Raw genomic sequence first — 21,082 nt, forward strand, 5'->3', positions numbered from 1 at the left:
AACCAGAGCCTTCTCCCGTTATGGATCAGCAGCCGCCCAAGCCGCGCAAAAGCATGCACGCCCAAATCGTTCAAGACTTGGGCATGGCCATCGTTTCCGGTCGCTTCAAACCTGAAGAACGGCTGCCCATGGAGGCCACGCTGTGCGAGGAATACAAGGTCAGCCGCTCGGTGTTGCGTGAGGCCACCCGCGTGCTGAGCGCCAAGGGCCTGGTGTATTCCAAGCCACGGGTGGGCGCGGTGGTGCGGCCTCGTTTGAAATGGCACTTGCTCGACCCGGACGTGCTGTCCTGGTTGATGCAGTCCACGCCCCACAGTGAGTTCTTCAACACCCTGGCCGGTGTGCGGCGCATCCTGGAGCCGGAAATCGCCGCCATGGCCGCGACCACCGCCACCGATGAAGACATCGCCACCATCGAACAGGCCTACCAGGGCATGGAAACCGCAACGACCCACGAGCAGTTGCTGCAGGCCGACCTGGACTTCCACCGCGCCATCGCCGATGCCACCCGCAATGACCTGCTGGCCTATATGTGCAACATGCTGTCGTTGCCGCTGCGCGAATCCATCAACATCACCAACCGCCGCCCGGATATCCAGGGCCTGAGCCTGCCCCGGCACAAGGCGATCCTTACCGCGATCCAGAACCGCGATGCACTGGGTGCGCGGCATGCGTCGCTGGTGCAATTGGATGACACGCGGGTGGCGCTGGATACGGTGATGAATGTGCTCACGCCGCTCTAAGACAGGTACGAACGCCCGAGAACCCTCAGGCTTAAATAAATCCAAATGTGGGAGCGGGCTTGCTCGCGTATGCGGTGTATCAGACACACATAAAGTGACTGAAACTCCGCCTTCGCGAGCAAGCCCGCTCCCACATTTTTGACCGAGTATGACGCTGGTTCAGTGCAAACCGTAGGAATACACCTGGGTGTCATCACCGCTGTGTTGCTTGCTCCAGAACACCCGGTCGCTTGCAGCCTCAAACCCGCGCACGCCCCTGTAGCCGTCAACCGCCAAACGCTTCCACGACTGCCCCCAATCCATGGAATAGAACACCGCATCAGCGCAGATGCTTGCCTCGCCCCACCAATACAACCAGCGCGGCGGGCGGTGATCGCTGTAGGTGCTGATCAGTAGGCTGTTGCGCCCCACCCACAGCTCGCGCGCTTGGGTATCCGCGGGCAGTGGCGAGAATACGCTGGGCACCTCGCCCAGGGGCTTCCACGCCAGGCTGGTGGTGTTCAACTCGGCGACCACCGCCCGCCCGTGCTGCCCTTGGTCGATCAAGCCAATCACGCGTCCGGCACCGTTATCCGACAGCGCGGAGATATACAGGCCATTTTCCCGCTGAATGTTTTCCACCTGCCATTTGCCCGCCGTGCGTTGCAGCTGCACGCGGGTGGTGACGCTGATTGCCAGGTTGTCGCTCTTGCCATCGGGATGGCTGGCCCAGAAACGCTGGGACACCCAGATAAAGGCGCGCTCCGGGCTGACTTGCAGAACATGCGTGAGTTGGTCGACTGAGTCGTGCCACTCCTTGATATCCGGGCGCTTGCTGCGCACGTAGTCGGCCGGCACTGCCAGCGGTTGCGACACCGTAATCGGCAAGCTGTGGGCGCCGCCATCGGCGGAGTAATACACGCCGGACTGCGCGTCTTCATCCTCGGCCCAGCGCCAGGCCCACACCTCGTGCTTGCCGTAGAAGTACGTTGAGATATTCGTCGCCGCATCGTTTACGTCGGGAAAAAAACCAGCGTTCAGCCAGGCCCAGCTTTTGCCCTGGTCGTCGCTGCTGAACACGACGGTCTGGCCGCCTGCATCGTTGGGCCGCTCAAAGTCAGTCAACAGAAAAACCTTTGCGCCGTCCGCGCTCGTCACCAGGCAGGCCGAACCACTGACCTGGGCCACCGGTTTGAACACGCCATTAGCGTCCAGACGCGCGACAACCGTGGTTTGCGGATCTCGCGGTGGCTCACCGGCAAGCAACCCATTGAGATCAACCCGCTCGGCCGCAGGCTCCAATTGTTCGTATTCATTTTCCACACGCCCCACCAGCCACGTTCCTTGGGCGGTCACCACCAGCCCGGTGCAATCCTGGCTGATCGCCCGAGGCCGCACGCCTTGCAGCGTACCGACGGCTTGTTGATCGGGGCTGGCGCCGCCGATTTCCAACTTGGCGCTGAGGATGATCCAGATGTACCAGAGGGCAAGGCCGGCCAGCAGCGCCACAAGCACGCGGGCGATCAGGGTTGAACGAGGCATGAGATGTCCATATCCGGGGAAATGGGCATGCTTTTCTCATCTATCGGGGGCAGGCGTAAATGCTTATTGGAGGGCAAATGTCAGGGGTGTGACGCGGCTTGCAATTGGCTGCAAGCCGCGCTGGGTTTTACAGGGTATAGGCGATACCGACCTGGACGGTGCGGGGGGCACCTGGGTAGGCGTAGAAGTTGCCGAACGCGCCCTCTTCGAAGTCACGGTTGAACAGGTTTTTCACGTCGAGGTTGAGGCGTACCTTGTCGTTGACCTTGTAGTAGCTGAGCAGGTCGACGACGGTGTAGCCGTCCATGGTAAACGCGGTGTTGGACGTCTGGCCGACACGTTCATCGACATATTTGGTGCCTGCGCCAAGGCCCAGGCCTTTGAGGGTGCCATCTTGGAACTCGTACACGTTCAACAAGCTGAAGCTGTTGCGCGGGATGTTGGCCAGGTGTGAACCGACGCGAATCGTGTTGTCCTTGGTGACCTTGGCATCTACGTAGGCATAACCGCCGATGACACGCCACTCAGGCGTCAGGTTGCCCGCCACGTTCAAGTCAAAACCACGGCTACGTACCTCGCCTGCTGCGACCTTGTAGTTCGAGTCCGCAGGGTCGGTGGTGAGCACGTTTTTCTTGTCGATCTGATAGATCGCGGCGTCAACACTCAACTGGCGATCAAAGCCTTCCCATTTGACGCCCATCTCATAGGACTTGCCCTTCTCCGGGTCGAACCCACCACCCTGAAGGCTAGCGCCTGTGTTGGGCTTGAACGAACGCGCAGCGTCGGCATAGACCGCGACCGTGTCGGTAAGGTCATAGGTCACCCCCACGCGCGGAGTGACGGCGTTATCGCTGGCGCTCCACGGTTTAACGCCCGTCACGTAGCTTTTGTAGTCATGCTCAAACCGCTCGAAACGCGCACCGGCCAACACTTTCAGGCGCTCAGTCAGGGCAACCTGGTCCTGGACAAACGCGGAGTAGGTTTTCAGGTTTTCGGTGTCGTGGGTTGGCGTGCTGGTCAGTGCAGGACGCGGCTTGCCGTAGACCGGGTTGAAAATATCGCTGGTGTAGGCGGCGCTGGAGCGCTGGATGATCGACTTGTAGTCGTAGTCTTCAAACTCCACGCCGGTGAGCAAGGTGTGCTCAAACCCGCCCGTCGAAAAATGCCCAGTGAGGTTCAGCTGCGTGTCTTTGTCGGTCCACTCCAGCTTGCGGTAGTTGAAGTTGCGGTTGAGGGTGTGGCCGTCGGCGGCCAGGCTATTGGCTTCGATACCATTGCCCTGCAAGGTGCCGTCCAGGTACTGGAAGCCACCGCCCAAGGTCCAGTTGTCGTTGAGCAGATGCTCGAAGCGCAACTGGGCCACGCTGTTGTCGTTATGCAGCTTGCCCGCATCTTTGTCGCCCCAGAACGTATCGCGTGACGCAGTGCCTTTTTGAGTGGCAAACCGCGTGAGACCACGATCCAGCGGGTGGTTGTTGCGCATGAAGTCGCCTTCGAAGATCACCTTGGTGGCGTCGGTGGCCTGCCAAGTGATCACCGGAGTGATGCCGTAACGCTCGGTTTCCACATGATCACGGAAAGTCTCACCCCCCTCGCCCACCACGTTCAGGCGATAGGCCAGGCGGCCTTCCTCATCCAGCGGCCCGGAGGCATCCAGGGTGCCGCGCTTCATGCCCTGGTCATTCAACTGGCTGCCCAGGGTCACGGTGCGCTCAGGCAGCGGTTGCTTGGAGACCACGTTGAACGTACCGCCAGGATCGCCCCGACCGTAGAGCATGGTGGCCGGGCCACGCAGCACTTCGAGGCGCTCGATGGTGTTGGCGTCCGGCATGTTCGGGTAGCCACGGTTGATGGGGAACCCGTTGCGGTAGAACTCACCGGTGGTGAAGCCACGCACGGTGAAGGTGGTGAGGCCCTGCCCGCCAAAGTTGTTGGCACGGCCAACGCCGCCGGCGTAATCCAGGGCGTCCTGCAAGCGGGTGGCGCCGATATCTTCGACGGCGTCCTTGGTCACGACGCTGATGGACTGCGGGGTTTCATGGATGGAGGTGTCGGTGCGCGTCGCACTGGCTGAACGTGTAGCGCGGTAGCCCTGGACCGGGCCTTGGGCCGTCTCGTAGTCGGCGGTGCCGGTAATACTGGTGGCTTGCAACTCAAGCGCGGCTTTTTCGACCGGCTCGACTTCTGCCCAACTCAAAGGGGAAAACGCCTGAAGCACACAAATGGAAACCAGGGTACGACGCATGAATGATGAACCTAGTGAATGAGCCAGATGGGGCGGCATACCTGCCAGATTTTCGCGGCGCGATGGTATACCAAGATATCGACGATTGATATCTATTCTCATTCACTATTTTTTGGGTAACAGCTTTGTATCAAGAGCAATGCAAGGCAAATGTGGGAGGGGGCTTGCTCCCGATGAGGGTGTATCAGCAACAGATGAGCTGTCTGACACACCGCCATCGGGGGCAAGCCCCCTCCCACATTGGTTACTCATACATCGTTAGTCGGTTTGCTTATTCCCAATCAGCGATAGCGCTCCAACCAATGCGCATACGGCGCAGGCAAGGTCCAGGACGCCTTCTCAACCCCCAACTCCTTCGCCGCAAAGTACGCCCAATGCGGGTCAGCCAAATGCGCACGTCCCACCGACACCAAGTCCAAGTGCCCCGCCTGCAACGCACCCTCAGCCAACTGCGGCGTGCCAAACCCCCAAGCCGAAGTCACCGGGATACCGGCTTCGCGGCGCACGCGTTCGGCAATCGGCCCCATGAAGGCCGGGCCCCACGGGATGTTGGTGTCAGGGATGGTGAAGCCCACGCTGACGCTCAGCAGGTCCAGGCCGCCAGCCTTGAAACGACGGGCCAGTTCGATGGATTCGACGAGGGTCTGCTCGTCGCGGCCGTCGTATTCGAGCACGCCGAAACGCGCGGTGAGCGGCAGGTTTTCCGGCCAGACTTCACGCACGGCCGCCAGGGTTTCCAGCAGGAAACGGGAGCGGTTGTCGAAGCTGCCGCCGTAGGCGTCGGTGCGCTGGTTGGAGTGTTCGGAGAAGAAACTCTGGCCCAGGTAGCCGTGGGCGAAGTGCAGTTCGATCCACTCAAAGCCCGCGTCACGGGCACGGCGTGCGGCGTCGACGAAGTTCTGTTTGACGCGTTCGATATCGGCCAGGGTCATGGCGCGGGGCACTTGCGGCAGGTTGGCACCAAAGGCGATGGCTGACGGCGCGATGGTTTCCCAGCGGCGGGCATCGGAAGCGGCCATGTGGTCGTCACCTTCCCACGGGCGGTTGGCGCTGGCTTTGCGACCGGCGTGGGCAATCTGGATACCCGGCACGGAACCTGCTGCCTTGATGGCCTTGACCATCGGCACGAAGGCTTCGGCGTGTGCATCGCTCCAGATACCGGTGCAACCTGGGGTAATCCGGCCTTCAGGCGCAACCGCTGTGGCCTCGACCACCACCAGCCCTGCCCCGCCACGGGCCATGCCGGCCAGGTGCACGTGGTGCCAATCGTTGGGCATGCCGTCATCGGCCATGTACTGGCACATCGGCGGAATAGCGATGCGATTGCGCAGGGTGACGTCTTTGAGTGTGAACGGTTCGAACAATGCGGCCATGGTGAACTCCAGCAAGTGTGTGAATGTTTCGATAGTTCGATAGTAGTCGAACTATAGCCTTAAGCGAAACCCCCCGTTATCATGCGACCCATGCGAGCCTTCAAACATCCTCCCCTTCAAGACCTGACCCTCGAACGCGTGCTCTACGCCCTGAGCGACCCGGTGCGCCTGGAAATCGTGCGCTGTCTGGCCAGTGTGCCCGAGGCCACCTGTGGCGAACTGGACGGCGGGCGGCCCAAGTCCAGTATGTCTCACCACTTCCGTGTATTGCGTGATGCTGGCCTGGTGCAAACCCGCAGTGTAGGCACCACCCACATGAACGCGTTGCGGGCAGAAGACCTTGAAGACCGCTTTCCCGGCCTGCTGGCGAGCATCTTGGCCCAACATTAAGTTTCGCTTCAGCTAACCGGCGAACCTTTCCCCGCTAACCCGCGTCCGAGCTAAGGCATTGTTGCTTACCGCTCGCCGCGAGGTCCTCGTTTGAAAGCCGCCATCGTCAAAAAATACCGCCTGATCATCAAGACCATGGGCTACGTAGGCTGGGCCCTGTTCTGGCTATTGTTGTGGGATATCGCCGTTACGGTGGATTTCATGCTGTTTCTCAACGCCAAGCTCAATCTGCCGCTGATGCCCCTGACCCTGCTGGGTTCGGCCCTGATTGTGCTCATCAGTTTCCGTAACAGCAGCGCCTATAACCGCTGGTGGGAAGCGCGCACGCTGTGGGGTGCGATGGTCAACAACTCCCGCAGTTTTGCGCGCCAGGTGCTGACCTTGCTCGATGACCCCGGCCACGACGTGAACCCGGTCAAGGCCACCCTACTGCGCCGTCATGTCGCTTATGTGAATTGCCTGGCCGCGCACCTCAAAGGCCAGCCGTGCCCCGACGAGGTGCGTGCGTTTATCCCCGCCGATGAATTCGCCCGCAGCGGCGCCACCAATAACTTTGCCAACGATATCCTCACCGGCTCCGCCGCGCTGCTGGCCAAGGAATACAAGGTAGGCCACCTGGACAGCATTCGCCTTGCGCGGTTGGAGTCGACCCTGGTGGATTTGTCCAACGCCCAAGGCGGCATGGAACGTATCGCCAACACCCCACTGCCCTACCCCTACGTGTACTTCCCACGGCTGTTTATCTCGCTGTTCTGCCTGATCGTGCCGGTGGGCCTGGTGGAATCCCTGGGCTGGTTCACCCCGCTGGCGTCCACCGTGGTGGGCTTTATGCTGCTGGCCATCGAACGCATCGGCACCGATTTGCAAAGCCCGTTCCGCGCCAGCGAGCACCAGATCCAGATGGAAACTATCTGCGAAACCATCGAGAAAAACCTGCAATCGATGCAACGGGATGCGCTGGGTGGCGAGCGCATCGGTTAAACCTTCTCCCCGGCCTCAAGTGCGTGACCCCGCAGTCGATATAGCGGGGGTACGCATGCACTTCACCCTTTCATAACAACGCATGCGACGCCCACCGCTACTGTTTCTGCCTTGCCAAAACTATAAATACCCGCAGGAGAAATCATGAACATCAAGCAAAAGCTGACCTGGGCGTTTGCGGCCATCGCGTGCGTGCCCGTTATCCTGGTGGCCGTGTTGGTCGTACTGAACCTGCGTGACGCAGCCCTGGCCAACTTCCTCGACAGCAGCGGCCGCGAGATCCGCCAGATCGACAATGGCATGAAGCAATTCTTCGACGGCATCAGCCAGAACGTCGAATTTGTAGCCAAGGACCCGCGCATCCTCGCGGCCAAGGACCTCAAGAACTACGCCGGCGCCGACGCCGCGCAAATCCCCCTGACCCAAACGAATAAAGAGCTGCTGGCGATCTTCGACCAGTTCGCCAAAAGCCACCCCAGCACCGCCTACCTGTCCCTGGGCCTTGCCGACGGCGGCTACGCCAGCTACCCCGACGACACCAAGCTGAACAACTACGACCCACGCGTACGCCCCTGGTACAAGGCCGCCATCGCCGCGCCAGGCACCACCGTGCGCACAGGCGCCTACTACTGGGCGCCGGATGACGTGGTGCTGATCGGCACCGTGCACACCGTGGCCGATGCCACCGGCAACATCCTCGGTGTGGTCGGCCTGGACGTGTCCCTCAAGCAGCTCACTGAGCTGGTGCGCAACATCAAGCTGGGCGACAGCGGCTACCTGATGCTGGTAGAAGCCAACGGCAACGTGCTGGTCGACCCCAGCGACGCCAAGCACAACTTCAAGCCCCTGGCCGACCTGGGTCCCAACTATGCCGAGCTGGCCAAGCGCGGCGACGGCGTAACCCAAATCGACATCGACGGCGTGGCCTACATGGCCAACGTGGTCAGCTCCAAAGATTTGGGCTGGCGCTTTATCGGCCTGATCAAGCGCGACGAAGTGCTGGCCGGCGCCACCAGCCTCACGTGGCTGATCGCCGCGATTGCCGCCGCATTGGCGGTGGTATTCGCGATTGTCGGCGCCAGTTTCGCCAGCGTGATCGTCCGCCCGATCCGTGGTGTGGCCGACGGCCTGCAAGAGATTGCCGAAGGTGAAGGCGACCTGACCCGCCAGCTCAAGGTGCAAGGCAAGGACGAAACCGCCAGCCTGGCGGGTTGGTTCAACCAGTTCCTGAGCATGATCGCCCAGTTGGTGCAGCGCATCGGCAACGCCTCCTCCGACCTGCAAACCGCCGCCGCCGATACCAGCGAAGTGGCCAACAACATGAACCAGGCCGCCGGTCGCCAGCGCGAAGCCGTGGAGCTGGTGAGCACCGCATTCAACGAAATGGTCGCCACCGCCAACGAAGTCGCCCGCTCTTGCAGTGCTGCCGCCACCAGTGCAGATGAAGGCTACCGCGATGTCCACGACGGTCAGCAGCACATCGGCGAAGCCACCGGCAGCGTGCTCAAGCTCAGCGAAGACCTGCAAAAGTCGACCCAGACCATGCAGCTGTTGGAGCAGGACAGCCAGAACATCAACACCATTCTCGACACCATCCGCTCGATTGCCGAGCAAACCAACCTGTTGGCGCTTAACGCGGCGATTGAAGCTGCGCGCGCCGGTGACCAGGGCCGAGGCTTTGCGGTCGTCGCCGACGAAGTACGCGCCCTGGCCCGCCGCACCGCTGACTCCACCGGCGAAATCGACAGCCTGCTAGGCAACCTGGCCCGCCGCACTCAGGAAGTCACCCAACAGATGCAAGGCAGCCTGCTGGTGTCCCACACCAGTGTGGAACGCATCCAGCAGGCCCGCGACAGCTTCGACAAGATCCGTGGCTCGGTGGACTCGATCCGCGACCAGAACACCCAGATCGCCACCGCCGCCGAAGAGCAGCACCAGGTGGCCGAAGAGATCAACCGCCACATCGCACAGATCCATGCCGATGCGCAGTTGGTGGAAGGGTTTGCGCATTCGGCACAGACCGGGTCAGGCCGGCTTACGGATATCTCCGGTCAGCTCAAGGGGTTGGTGGGGCGGTTCAAGTTCTAGGCCGTTTCACACGGCGTTCGCCTGCAAGGGGGCAGGCGAACACCGCATGTATTCGCTACTATGTGCGGCAGTTTCCCGACATTAGCCACACCGCCCCGGAGCCTCAATGCCCACCCCCAAGGACACCGCCCCCGACAGCAGCGCCCCAATGATCCCCGAGCAGCGTCGCGAGCAAATCCTGCGGCAACTGCGCAAGCATCAGGTGATGAGCGTGCACCAGTTGATGGAGATGTTCGACTGCTCGCACATGACCGTGCGTCGCGATATCGCGCTGCTGGAACAGGAAGGCCTGGCCTATTCGGTCACCGGTGGCGTGCGCATCGCCAGCCAGTTGCACAGCGAGCCGAGCCATCAGTCCAAGGCCGTGGTGGAACTGCCGCAAAAGCAAGCCATGGCCCGCCTGGCATCGCGCTTGCTGCATGCGGACATGACGGTATATTTGGACGCCGGCACCAGCACCCTGGAGATCGTGCCGTATATCAAGGCACTGTCGGGCATGACCGTGGTGACCAACGACTTCGGGATCGTGCAGGCGTTGATGGATGCACAGCAGGTGACGGTGATTCACACCGGCGGCCAGCTGGACCATGACAACCACTCTTCGGTCGGCGGGCTGGCGGTGGCGACCTTGCGCCAGATCGTCACCGATATTGCGTTTGTGTCCACCAGCTCCTGGGACTTGCACCGCGGCATCACCACGCCTTCGGCGTTGAAGGTGGAGGTCAAGCAAGTGGCGATGCAATCGGCGTCCCAGGTGGTGTTGGTGGCGAGCAGCTCCAAGTACGGCACGTTCAGCATGTACCGCATTGCCGGGCTGGAACCGTTCGACGTGATCATCAGCGACGACGGCCTGGCCCCGGCAGCGGCGGATGGGATTCGTAAGCGGGGGATTGAGTTGATGTTGCCTGGGGATCAGTTGCCAGCCTGATCTTCCCTTTGAAATGCAATCAACTGTGGGAGGGGGCTTGCTCCCGATGACAGTGGTTCAGTCAACACATGCAGTGACTGACACACTGTCATCGGGAGCAAGCCCCCTCCCACATTTTGAACTGCGCTCGGCTCGGTTACCGGGTCGCCTTCCAGTCACGCAGCCATTGCAAGCCGGTGGAGGTGTCACCCTTCGGCCGATACTCGCAACCCACCCAACCGGTGTAGCCCAACTGGTCCATCAGGTCGAACAGATAGCCGTAATTCAGCTCGCCNGCCTTCCAGTCACGCAGCCATTGCAAGCCGGTGGAGGTGTCACCCTTCGGCCGATACTCGCAACCCACCCAACCGGTGTAGCCCAACTGGTCCATCAGGTCGAACAGATAGCCGTAATTCAGCTCGCCCAAATCCGGCTCATGCCGATCCGGCACACCAGCAATCTGTATATGCCCAATCCCCGCGAAATCCCGGCGCAACTTGGTCGCCACATCACCTTCGACAATCTGGCAGTGGTAGCAATCGAACTGCACCTTGAGGTTGCTCGCGCCCACTTCACGGCAGATCGCCTGGGCCTGGTCCTGGCGATTGAGGAAGAACCCCGGCATGTCGCGGGTGTTGATCGGCTCCAACAACACCGTGACGCCCACCCTGGCCGCCGCCGCGCTGGCATAGGCGAGGTTTTCCAGGTACACGGCATGGTGTCGCTGGCGCAGGGATTCGGAGGGCAGCAGGCCGGCCATCACATGCACGCGGTCGTTGCCCAGCACGGCGGCGTATTCCAGCGCCCGGTCGAAGCCGATGCGAAACTCGGCCTCGCGCCCCGGTAAAGTGGCAATGCCCCGCTCCCCCGCCGCCCAGTCACCCGGAGGCGCGTTGAACAGCGCCTGCACCAGGCCGTTATCACTCAGGCGCTGCTTGAGGTCAGCCGCGCTGTAGTCGTAGGGGAACAGGTATTCCACCGCGTCAAAACCATCGGCCTTCGCCGCGGCGAAGCGATCAAGAAAGTCGTGTTGCGGGTACAGCATGCTCAGGTTGGCAGCGAAACGAGGCATAAAAACTCCCGGGAGTCAGACAAAAGGCCAGATCAGCAGGGTAATCAAGAAACCCAAGGTGCCGAGCAAGGTGGTGATCACGGTCCAGGTGCGCAGGCCGTCCGCCACATTAAGCCCGGCCAGCTTGGTGAAGATCCAGTAGCCGGCATCGTTGATATGGGACATCGCCAAGCCGCCACCGCCCATGGCCAGGCACAGCAGCGCCAGGTGGTTGGGGGTGAGGTTCAGCGTAACGATCAACGGGCTGATGATCCCCGCCGTGGTCACCAGCGCAACGGTGGTAGAACCCTGCACGGCACGCAACAGCATGGTTAACAGGAAGCCCAGGGCCAGCACCGGCAGGCCGGTGGTGCGCAGCATGTCGGAGACTACCGCGCCAATGCCGGTGTCTACCAGCACCTTGCCGAACACCCCGCCGGCGCCGGCGATCAGGATCACCATGGCCACACCTGGCAAGGCCGAGCCAATCACGTCCGAGACCTGGCTGCGGCTCCAGCCACGGCGCGAACCCAGCAGCCAGGCACACAGCAAGGTGTCGATCAGCAACGCCACCAGCGGCGCGCCGAGTACCGTCATCACCCCACGCAAGGTGGACTCCACCGGCAACAATGAGGTGGCCAATGTGCCCAGCAAGATCAACACAATCGGCAGCAGAATCAGGCTGACAATCAAGCCAAAACCCGGCGCCGGTGCCGGCGGCAACTTGGACGCGATGGCGCTGGTGGATTCTTCCAGGCCCATGTGGGACTCGGCTACGGCGGCCTGCTGCACCGCGTGGTCATTGCCGTTGGTCCAGGCCTGCAAGTCGGCGTTGGTGACGTGCGGCCCATAGACTTCGGCGCGGATATCGTCGGTCATCGGGTAGAAGCGACGGGTCATGCGCCCCGCCACGCGGTAGCCGATGTAGCACAGCAATGCAGTGATCGGCAGGCCGAACATCAGCACCCGGCCCAGGTCCGCACCCAGTTGGCTGGCAGCGGCCACGGCACCCGGATGGGGCGGCAGGAAGGCATGCACGGTGAGCAACGCGGCACACATCGGCAACGCAAACACCAGCAGCGGTTTGCGCGCCCGGCGAGCCACGCCATAGGCCAGTGGCATCAGGATGATCACCCCGACTTCAAAGAACACCGGCACACCGATAATGAACCCGGCGATGGTCAGCGCCAGTGGCGTGCGGCTGTTACCGAAGCGTTCGATCAGGGTCTTGGCCAGCGCCTCGGCGCCGCCGGACAACTCGATGATCCGCCCGATCATCGCGCCCAAGGCAATGATGATCGCGATATGCCCCAGGGTCTTGCCCATGCCGCCTTCGATGGTTGCCACCAGGTCAGCGGGTTTCACCCCGGCCACCAGCGCTACCACGATACTCACCAGCATCAGCGCGACAAACGGCTGGAATTTGTACTTGAGAACCAGGAACAGCAGCAGCGCGATACCGGCGCCGGCGGTCAACATCAAAATCAGTGGGCTCATTCGAGAATGTCCTGTTGTTATTGTTTTTCAAGCAAGCCGGGGCCGTCGAACGCCTGAGCAGGTGTTCGGGGCAACGCGTGCGATGTGTGGGTATTACCAGTGCGCGCCGAACGTCTCGCGCAGTTCATCCAGTGCAGCCTGATCCAGCGGCGCAGGCCTGGGGTTGCTCATCAGCCACAGGCGTGCCGTCTCCTCCAGTTCTTCCAGGGCGTAGCTGGCCTTGGCCACCGAGCTTTCCCAGACCACCGGCCCCAAGCGTTCAAGCATCACGCCGCGCACGCTGTTGGCCAGTTGCGCGACCTGCTCGGCCACCTTCGGCGAACCGGGGCGCTGGTAGCCGATCAACGGGATGTGCCCGACCTTCATCACTTGGTAGGGCGTGAGCGGCGGCAAGATATCGTCCGCACGCCACACCCCGGCCAGGGTCAGCGCCACCAGGTGGGTGGAATGGGTGTGCACCACGCCGCCCACCGTAGGGTTGCGGTCATACACCTGGCGATGCAGGGCCAGGGTCTTGGACGGTTTGTCGCCAGAGACCCACTCCCCTTTCAGATTGACCTTGGCGATCGCCGCGGGCGTCAAGCGCCCCAGGCACACGTCCGTTGGGGTAATCAGCCAACCATCATCGAGACGCGCACTGATATTGCCGGCGCTGCCGACGGTATAGCCGCGCTGATACAGGCTGCGGCCGACATCGCAGATTTCTTCGCGCTGGGCCTGTTCGTCGATACCGCTCATTGGGCACCTCCGGCCAGTTGCACGAGGGCTTTGGCGAAGAAATCACGGCCACCGAAGTTGCCCGATTTAAGCGCCAACGCCAGGGGCTCGGCAGAGCTGCTGACCGTGGCCGGTACGCCCGGATCAATCTGCGCGCCGATCTGCAGCAGGTTCACGCCCAGCGCCTTGACCACCGCGCCAGAGGTTTCGCCGCCAGCAATCACAAAGCGCCGCACCCCGCTGTCGCGCAGGCCCCGGGCGATCTCGCCCAGCGCATCTTCCACCAACGCACCGGCACGCTCGACGCCCAGTTGCTGCTGCACCGCCTTGACCTCGTCCGGGGTGCTGGTGGCGTAGATCAACACGGTGTGCGCAGTGTCACGGGCAAATGCCAGGGCCTGTTCAACCACCGGCTCACCGGCCGCCACGGCCAGCGGGTCGATGCGCAGCGCCGGGCGACCGGCCTCACGCCAGGCCGCAACTTGACCGAGGGTGGCCACCGACGCACTGCCGGCCAGCACCACTTCACCACCACCCACCACGGGCAACGACGCCACATCAAAGTCACGCAACTTGCCGGCGCGACGGAAGTTATCCGGCAAACCCAGGGCCAGGCCCGAACCGCCGGTGAGCAACGGCAGGTCGGCGCAGGCGCTGCCGAGGGTGTAGAGGTCTTGATCCGACAACGCATCGGCGATGGCAATGCCGACGCCTTGGGCGCGCAGTTCGGCGATTTTGCTGCGGGTGGCGTCAACGCCCGCCGCGACACTGTCATAGCGCAGCAGGCCCACCGGCAACTGGGTCTGGCTTTGCAGCACACGCACCAGGTTGGCATCGCCCATCGGCGTCAGCGGGTGGTGCTGCATGCCGGACTCGCTGAGCAACTGGTCCTGCACAAACAGGTGGCCACGGAAAATCGTGCGGCCGTTTTCCGGGAATGCCGGGCACGCCAGGGTGAAATCGCTACCGAGCGCCTTGAGCAACGCTTCGCTGACCTGGCCAATGTTGCCGGCGGCGGTGGAGTCGAAGGTGGAGCAATACTTGAAGAAGATCTGCTCGCAGCCTTGCTCACGCAGCCAGGCCAGGGCCGCCAGGGACTCCTCAACGGCGTCGGCTGCAGGTGTGGTGCGGGACTTGAGCGCGATGACAATGGCGTCCGCATCCAAACCAGCCGCGACTTCGCGACTGGGGATGCCGATGCTCTGCACCGTGCGCATGCCGCCACGCACCAGCATGTTGGCAAGGTCGGTGGCGCCGGTGAAATCGTCGGCGATGCAGCCCAGCAAGGGGCGCGCGTTAACGGTAGTCATGACGCGTTCCTTAAACAGAGTCGGGCTTGGCGGTCGGCAGGTCGATGCCAGGGAAAATCTTGATCACCGCCGAGTCGTCCTCGCGGCCAAAACCGGCACTGGAGGCCTGCATGAACATCTGGTGCGCGGTGGCCGACAGCGGCAGCGGGAATTTGCTGGCGCGGGCGGTATCGAGCACCAGGCCCAGGTCCTTGACGAAAATATCCACCGCCGAAAGCGGCGTGTAGTCGGCCTTGAGGATGTGCGGCACGCGGTTCTCGAACATCCAGGAGTTGCCTGCGCTGTGGGTGATCACCTCGTACAAGGCATCGGCATCCACACCTTCGCGCAGGCCCAGGGCCATGGCTTCGGCGGACGCCGCGATGTGCACACCGGCCAGCAACTGGTTGATGATTTTGACTTTGGAACCCAGCCCGTGGGCGTCGCCCAGGCGATAGACCTTGCCCGCCATGCCCGCCAGTACGGCTTCGGCCTTGGCATAGGCGGCTTGCGGGCCGGAGGTCATCATGGTCATTTCGCCGGCGGCGGCCTTGGCGGCACCGCCGGAGATCGGCCCGTCGATATACAACAGGCCTTGGTCGGCCAGGCGCTGGCCCAATTCAACGGCGTAGGTCGGTGCCACGGTGGCGCAACCGATCACCAGGCTGGCAGGACGCAATGCGGCAACGGCACCGTTTTCGCCGAACAGCACGGTTTCGGTCTGCTCGGCATTGACCACCACCGTGATGATCACATCACAGGCTTCGGCCATCTGCGCAGGCGACGCGCACGCCACCCCGCCTTCGTTGGCGAACTGCTGGGTGACGGCGTCACGCACGTCACAGGCATGCACATTAAAGCCGGCACGCAGCAGCGAGCGGGCGATGCCCAGCCCCATCGCGCCCAGACCAACAACACCGACATTCTTATTATTCATGGGGTTCTCCAGGGGAAAACGGCGGCACACACCACACCGGCGAGCCGCGTTGGAATTGGAGTCGATCATCCACCAATGAACAGATTATGTGAAGTATTTTTTCGATCTAACATTTTTTAACATTGCATCTGTTAACCACGACCGTCGAGCAACTCATCGCAACGCTTGTGCTTTGCGTATTATGGTATACCATCATACGCAAACCACCCCACCTCAGATGGAGCCGCTCATGAGTTTCGAAATTCGCAAAATCGTCAGCTATGTAGAAGAGACCTTTATCGAAGGCGGCAAAGCCTCCGACACCCCGGTAAAAATGGTCGGCCTGGCCGTCGTACTGAAAAACCCATGGCTGGGCCGTGGTTTCGTTGAAGACCTCAAGCCGGAAATCCGCGCCAACTGCTCCGACCTCGGCGCACTGATGGTCGAGCGTCTGGTGGGCATCATCGGCGGCGCCGAGAACATCGAGGCCTACGGTAAAGCCGCAGTGGTCGGGGCTGATGGCGAGATCGAGCACGCCTCGGCAATCATCCACACCCTGCGTTTTGGCAACCACTACCGTGAAGCGGTCAAGGCCAAGAGCTACCTGAGCTTCACCAACAAGCGCGGCGGCCCAGGCACCTCGATCCAGATCCCGATGATGCACAAGGACGACGAAGGCCTGCGCTCGCACTACATCACCCTGGAAATGCAGATCGAAGACTCGCCACGTGCCGACGAAATCGTCGTGGTGCTGGGTTGCGCCGACGGCGGCCGCCTGCACCCACGCATCGGCAACCGTTATATCGACCTGGAAGAACTGGCTGCCGAAAAGGCCCAGTAAGCAAGGCAGGCACCCCAATAAAAAAGGCATGCAGGAGCGCTCCATGATTCGGCTCACCGCTGAACGCACCCCGGCTGGCACCAGTTATCTGGCGACCGGCCAAGGCCAGCCTGTGGTTTTGATCCACGGCGTGGGCCTGAATAAAGAAATGTGGGGCGGGCAAGTCGTTGGCCTGGCCACGAACTACCGCGTGATCACCTATGACATGCTCGGCCACGGCGCCAGCCCGCGCCCGGCCGCCGGCACGCCATTGTTGGGCTATGCCGACCAATTGCTGGAACTGCTCGATCACCTGGAACTGCCCCAGGCCACGGTGATCGGCTTTTCCATGGGCGGCCTGGTCGCCCGGGCGTTTGCCCTGCATTACCCCGAGCGCCTCAAAGGCTTGGTGGTACTTAACAGCGTGTTCAACCGCAGCCCCGAGCAGCGTGCCGGCGTGATCGCCCGCACCGCCCAGGCCGCCGAACACGGACCGGATGCCAACGCAGAAGCGGCGCTGTCGCGCTGGTTCAGCCGCGAATACCAGGCGGCCAACCCGGCGCAGATCGCGGCCTTGCGTGAAACCCTGGCGGGCAATGATCCCCAGGGCTACCTCACCACCTACGAGCTGTTTGCGACCCAGGACATGTACCGCGCCGACGACCTCAAGAGCCTGCGCGCCCCTACCTTGGTCGCCACTGGCGAACTCGACCCCGGCTCAACCCCGGAAATGGCCCGGCAACTGGCCGATCGTATTCCCGGCGCCACCGTTGCAGTGCTGGCCGAGCAACGGCATATGATGCCGGTAGAATCGCCGCGCCTGGTCAACCAACTGCTGTTGGGCTTTCTTGACACGGTGTACGCCCAAAACACTCCAATAAAGGGGATCGTTGCATGACGCTTGAACGCTTCCAGATGTGCATCGGCGGGCAATGGGTCGATGCCCTGTCCGGCAAGACCTTCGACAGCCTCAACCCGGCCCTGGCCGAACCCTGGGCGCAACTGCCCGACGCTGACGAAGCGGACGTAGAGCGCGCCGTGCAGGCTGCGCAAACCGCGTTCGACAGCCCGGCCTGGCGCGGCCTAACCGCCACGGCGCGGGGCAAACTGCTGCGTCGCCTGGGTGATTTGATCGCCGACAACAAAGAACACCTGGCCCAGCTGGAGAGCCGCGACAACGGCAAGCTGATCCGCGAAACCCGTGGCCAGGTCAGCTACCTGCCGGAGTTCTTCCACTACACCGCAGGCTTGGCCGACAAGCTCGAAGGCGGCACCCTGCCGCTGGACAAACCAGATCTGTTTGCCTACACCGTGCACGAAGCCATGGGCGTGGTCGCCGCGATCATTCCGTGGAACAGCCCGCTGTACCTGACCGCGATCAAGCTCGCCCCGGCCCTGGCCGCAGGCAATACCATCGTGATCAAGCCGTCGGAACACGCCTCGGCAACCATCCTCGAACTGGCGCGCCTGGCCCTCGAAGCCGGCATTCCGCCGGGCGTGGTCAACGTGGTCACAGGCTTTGGCCCCAGCACCGGCGCCGCCCTCACCCGCCACCCGCTGGTGCGCAAGATCGCCTTCACCGGCGGCGCGGCCACCGCCCGCCATGTGGTGCGCAGTAGCGCGGAGAACTTCGCCAAGCTGTCCCTGGAACTGGGCGGCAAGTCGCCGAACATCATCTTTGCCGATGCCGACCTCGACAGCGCCATCAACGGTGCGATTGCCGGGATCTATGCCGCGTCCGGCCAAAGCTGCGTGTCCGGTTCGCGCCTGTTGGTGCAGGATGAAATCTATGACGAATTCGTTGAACGCCTGGTAGCCCGCGCCCAGCGCATCCGCATCGGCAACCCCCAGGACGATGCCAGCGAAATGGGCCCCATGGCCACCGCGCAGCAACTGGCGGTGGTTGAAGGCCTGGTGGCTGACGCGATTGCCGAAGGCGCACGCCTGCGCACCGGCGGCAAACGCCCGCAGAACCTGGGCGAAGGCTGGTTCTACGAGCCGACGTTGTTCGAGTGCGACCGCAACTCGATGAAGATCATGCAGGAAGAAGTGTTCGGTCCGGTGGCCTCGGTCATCCGGTTCAAGGACGAAGCCGAAGCCCTGGCCATCGCCAACGACTCGCAGTTCGGCCTTGCCGCCGGCATCTGGACCCGCGACCTCGGCCGTGCCCACCGCCTGGCCCGGGACGTGCGCTCCGGGATCATCTGGGTCAACACCTACCGCGCCGTATCGGCGATGGCGCCGATTGGTGGCTTCAAGAACAGTGGCTATGGACGCGAAAGCGGCATCGATTCGGTGCTGGCCTATACCGAACTGAAAACGGTGTGGATCAACCTGTCCCAGGCGCCCATGCCTGACCCATTTGTGATGCGCTAAGAGGCCCCCTGCCATGATCGAACCCGGCATTTACAAAGACGTGATGAGCTCGTTTCCGTCCGGCGTCACGGTGGTCACCACCCTCGACCCGGAAGGCGGCATCGTCGGCATCACCGCCAGTGCGTTCAGCGCGCTGTCGATTGACCCGGCGTTGGTGCTGTTCTGCCCCAACTATGCCTCCGACACTTACCCGATCCTGCGCGACAGCAAGCGCTTTGCGATCCACTTGCTGTCCGCCGACCAGACCGCCGAAGCCTATGCCTTTGCGGGCAAGGGCAAGGAAAAGGCCAAAGGCATCGAGTGGCAGCTGAGCGAGCTGGGCAACCCCCTGCTGGCCAACGCGACGGCGATCATCGAGTGCGAGTTGTGGCGTGAATACGACGGCGGTGATCATGCGATCATCGTCGGCGCGGTGAAAAACCTGATTCTGCCTGCGCAACCGGTCACGCCGATGGTGTACCACAAGGGTAAGCTGGGTCCGTTGCCAGCCCTGGCTTAAGGCGTCCTGGGGGCCGTGCGGGCTTGTCGCTTAAAGAACGCAGCGTGATAAACTCGCCGACACTTTCGGCCCATAGTCGGCCCCCAGTTAACCGTTACAGACAGAGCAGCCCCCATGAAACGCGCGCCCCTCGACGACAGCTTCAAGGTCAACCACAACCCGGTCACCCTGCGGGAAATCGTGCTGGAGAAACTGCGCAGCGCGATCATGAACTTCCAGCTGCTGCCGGGCGACCGCCTGGTGGAGCGCGACCTGTGCGACCGCCTTGGCGTCAGCCGCACCTCGGTACGCGAAGCCTTGCGTCACCTGGAGTCCGAAGGCCTGGTGGAATTTGCCGATGCCAAGGGCCCACAGGTGGCAATCATCACCCTGGCCGATGCGGTCGATATCTATGAACTGCGTTGCGTGCTCGAAGGCTTGATCGTGCAGCTGTTCACCCTGCGCGCCAAGGCCAAGGACATCAAGGCCCTGGAAAAAGCCCTGGAAGACAACCGCAAGGCCCTCAAGGACGGCGAGTTGCAACAGGTGATCGACTCGGTGCAAGGCTTCTATGACGTGCTGCTGGAAGGTTCCGGCAACCACGTCGCCGCCACCCAGTTGCGCCAGTTGCAGGCGCGTATCAGCTACTTGCGCGCCACTTCGGTGTCCCAGGAAAACCGCCGCGACGCCAGCAACCAGGAAATGGAACGCATGGTCGAGGCGATCAAGAGCCGCGACCCGCTGGCCGCCCACCAGGCCTGTGTCGATCACGTACGCGCCGCTGCCGCCGTGGCCCTGGACTACCTCAAGCGCAAACAGGAAGAAACCGGCAAGCTACCGGAAATCACCCTGCCCATCGCCCTCAAAGAACCGCGCATAGGTCACTGACCGTGCCTAGCCCCAGCTTTTGCCCGACCTGCGGCGGCAGTGACTTAGGTCACCAGCTGCCACCGGGCGACACCCATGAGCGCCTGATGTGCCGGGGCTGCGGCTATATCCACTACATCAACCCCAAGATCATTGCCGGCTGCATCATCGAGCAGGACGGCAAGTACTTGCTGTGCCAACGGGCGATTCCACCGCGCCCCGGCACCTGGACGCTACCGGCCGGTTTTATGGAAGGTGGCGAGACCACCGAGCAGGCTGCACTGCGGGAAGTCTGGGAAGAGAGCGGTGTGCGGGCGGAGATTGTTTCGCCCTACTCTATTTTCAGCGTGCCCAGGATCAGCGAGGTGTACATCATCTTTCGCGCCATTGCGCTGGAGATCACTGGGCAGTTTGGGCCGGAGACGCTGGACTATAAGTTTTTCGCGCCTGAGGAGATTCCGTGGGAGAGCATCTACTACCCGGCGATACGGCAGATTCTTGAGCGGTATATCGAGGAGCGGCAGGCTGGGGTGTATGGGATCTATATTGGCAATGATGATAGCGGCAAGATCCACTTTATCCGCTGATTTCCGGGCCAAACCGGATCCAAATGTGGGAGCTGGCTTGCCTGCGATGGCATTTTTTCGGTGTACATATCCGTTATTTGGGTAACGGCGGCTATTGGTTTCGCCCTTACGGCGAGTCACTTTGGAAAAGACGGTGTGTGTCAACGTAGTTGTCGCGTCAGATCTCAAGTGACTTGTTTATTCACAGGCTCGCGCTCGCGATTCAGGTAGACATGATCAGGCAAACGCCAATTGCG

At 62.2% G+C, this 21,082-nt stretch carries 18 protein-coding genes and 2 pseudogenes; 12 read left to right on the forward strand and 8 right to left on the reverse strand.

Features of this window, described 5'->3' with window-relative positions; translation table 11 throughout:
• The first annotated feature begins 20 nt into the window (after positions 1 to 20).
• The gene (locus ACLD1Y_RS30065) at positions 21 to 743 is read left to right on the forward strand and encodes a FadR/GntR family transcriptional regulator (protein WP_429481289.1); all 723 of its coding nucleotides are present in this window, start codon (positions 21 to 23) and stop codon (positions 741 to 743) included.
• A gap of 159 nt (positions 744 to 902) precedes the next feature.
• Here ACLD1Y_RS30065 and ACLD1Y_RS30070 read toward each other — a convergent pair whose 3' ends face one another.
• The 3 genes from ACLD1Y_RS30070 to ACLD1Y_RS30080 all read right to left on the reverse strand — a co-directional run bounded on the left by ACLD1Y_RS30070 (position 903) and on the right by ACLD1Y_RS30080 (position 5,882).
• Positions 903 to 2,264: a hypothetical protein gene (locus ACLD1Y_RS30070; protein WP_429481290.1), complete on the reverse strand. Its 1,362-nt coding sequence runs from the start codon at positions 2,262 to 2,264 to the stop codon at positions 903 to 905.
• 127 nt (positions 2,265 to 2,391) lie between these two features.
• The gene (locus ACLD1Y_RS30075) at positions 2,392 to 4,509 is read right to left on the reverse strand and encodes a TonB-dependent siderophore receptor (protein ID WP_429481291.1); all 2,118 of its coding nucleotides are present in this window, start codon (positions 4,507 to 4,509) and stop codon (positions 2,392 to 2,394) included.
• 281 nt (positions 4,510 to 4,790) lie between these two features.
• Complete coding sequence (locus ACLD1Y_RS30080) at positions 4,791 to 5,882, reverse strand: NADH:flavin oxidoreductase/NADH oxidase (RefSeq protein WP_429481292.1); 1,092 nt, start codon at positions 5,880 to 5,882, stop codon at positions 4,791 to 4,793.
• A gap of 90 nt (positions 5,883 to 5,972) precedes the next feature.
• Here ACLD1Y_RS30080 and ACLD1Y_RS30085 point away from each other — a divergent pair, with 90 nt between their 5' ends.
• The 5 genes and pseudogenes from ACLD1Y_RS30085 (at position 5,973) to ACLD1Y_RS30105 (ending at position 10,269) form a co-directional block, all read left to right on the forward strand.
• Positions 5,973 to 6,272, forward strand: coding sequence for an ArsR/SmtB family transcription factor (locus tag ACLD1Y_RS30085; protein WP_429481293.1), 300 nt, complete (start codon positions 5,973 to 5,975; stop codon positions 6,270 to 6,272).
• Positions 6,273 to 6,362: 90 nt separating this feature from the next.
• On the forward strand, positions 6,363 to 7,253 hold the full coding sequence (locus ACLD1Y_RS30090) for a bestrophin family protein (RefSeq protein WP_429481294.1): 891 nt from the start codon (positions 6,363 to 6,365) through the stop codon (positions 7,251 to 7,253).
• Positions 7,254 to 7,397: 144 nt separating this feature from the next.
• Positions 7,398 to 8,477: pseudogene (locus tag ACLD1Y_RS30095) on the forward strand (HAMP domain-containing protein); the annotation flags it as partial.
• A 348-nt stretch (positions 8,478 to 8,825) separates the two neighbouring features.
• Positions 8,826 to 9,341: pseudogene (locus ACLD1Y_RS30100) on the forward strand (methyl-accepting chemotaxis protein); the annotation flags it as partial.
• A 106-nt stretch (positions 9,342 to 9,447) separates the two neighbouring features.
• Entirely contained in the window at positions 9,448 to 10,269 is an 822-nt protein-coding gene (locus ACLD1Y_RS30105; protein WP_429481295.1) for a DeoR/GlpR family DNA-binding transcription regulator, read from the forward strand.
• Between the two features lie 136 nt (positions 10,270 to 10,405).
• Here ACLD1Y_RS30105 and otnI read toward each other — a convergent pair whose 3' ends face one another.
• The 5 genes from otnI to ltnD all read right to left on the reverse strand — a co-directional run bounded on the left by otnI (position 10,406) and on the right by ltnD (position 15,739).
• Entirely contained in the window at positions 10,406 to 11,320 is a 915-nt protein-coding gene (gene otnI, locus ACLD1Y_RS30110) for a 2-oxo-tetronate isomerase (RefSeq protein ID WP_429481296.1), read from the reverse strand.
• A 15-nt stretch (positions 11,321 to 11,335) separates the two neighbouring features.
• Entirely contained in the window at positions 11,336 to 12,796 is a 1,461-nt protein-coding gene (locus ACLD1Y_RS30115) for an SLC13 family permease (protein ID WP_194937941.1), read from the reverse strand.
• 93 nt (positions 12,797 to 12,889) lie between these two features.
• Complete coding sequence (locus tag ACLD1Y_RS30120; protein ID WP_429481297.1) at positions 12,890 to 13,534, reverse strand: aldolase; 645 nt, start codon at positions 13,532 to 13,534, stop codon at positions 12,890 to 12,892.
• Positions 13,531 to 14,823 carry a 3-oxo-tetronate kinase gene (gene otnK, locus ACLD1Y_RS30125; RefSeq protein WP_429481298.1) on the reverse strand — a complete coding sequence of 431 codons (1,293 nt, stop codon included), beginning with the start codon at positions 14,821 to 14,823 and terminating at the stop codon, positions 13,531 to 13,533. Before otnK ends, ACLD1Y_RS30120 begins: the two co-directional genes overlap by 4 nt.
• 10 nt (positions 14,824 to 14,833) lie before the next feature.
• Positions 14,834 to 15,739 carry an L-threonate dehydrogenase gene (gene ltnD, locus ACLD1Y_RS30130; RefSeq protein ID WP_429481299.1) on the reverse strand — a complete coding sequence of 302 codons (906 nt, stop codon included), beginning with the start codon at positions 15,737 to 15,739 and terminating at the stop codon, positions 14,834 to 14,836.
• Positions 15,740 to 15,968: 229 nt separating this feature from the next.
• Between ltnD and ACLD1Y_RS30135 the strand changes: the two genes are divergently transcribed.
• From ACLD1Y_RS30135 to ACLD1Y_RS30160, 6 genes are all read left to right on the forward strand, one after another.
• Complete coding sequence (locus ACLD1Y_RS30135; protein WP_159963252.1) at positions 15,969 to 16,559, forward strand: amino acid synthesis family protein; 591 nt, start codon at positions 15,969 to 15,971, stop codon at positions 16,557 to 16,559.
• Between the two features lie 43 nt (positions 16,560 to 16,602).
• The gene (locus ACLD1Y_RS30140) at positions 16,603 to 17,436 is read left to right on the forward strand and encodes an alpha/beta fold hydrolase (RefSeq protein ID WP_135291670.1); all 834 of its coding nucleotides are present in this window, start codon (positions 16,603 to 16,605) and stop codon (positions 17,434 to 17,436) included.
• On the forward strand, positions 17,433 to 18,914 hold the full coding sequence (locus tag ACLD1Y_RS30145; protein WP_429481300.1) for an aldehyde dehydrogenase: 1,482 nt from the start codon (positions 17,433 to 17,435) through the stop codon (positions 18,912 to 18,914). The genes ACLD1Y_RS30140 and ACLD1Y_RS30145 overlap by 4 nt, the downstream gene beginning before the upstream one ends.
• 13 nt (positions 18,915 to 18,927) lie before the next feature.
• On the forward strand, positions 18,928 to 19,413 hold the full coding sequence (locus ACLD1Y_RS30150; protein WP_429481301.1) for a flavin reductase family protein: 486 nt from the start codon (positions 18,928 to 18,930) through the stop codon (positions 19,411 to 19,413).
• Between the two features lie 114 nt (positions 19,414 to 19,527).
• Complete coding sequence (locus ACLD1Y_RS30155; protein WP_159963256.1) at positions 19,528 to 20,280, forward strand: GntR family transcriptional regulator; 753 nt, start codon at positions 19,528 to 19,530, stop codon at positions 20,278 to 20,280.
• A gap of 2 nt (positions 20,281 to 20,282) precedes the next feature.
• Complete coding sequence (locus ACLD1Y_RS30160) at positions 20,283 to 20,846, forward strand: NUDIX hydrolase (protein WP_194937944.1); 564 nt, start codon at positions 20,283 to 20,285, stop codon at positions 20,844 to 20,846.
• Positions 20,847 to 21,082 lie beyond the last annotated feature (236 nt).

This window comes from Pseudomonas sp. 18175, from assembly GCF_050432925.1.
GTDB lineage: Bacteria > Pseudomonadota > Gammaproteobacteria > Pseudomonadales > Pseudomonadaceae > Aquipseudomonas.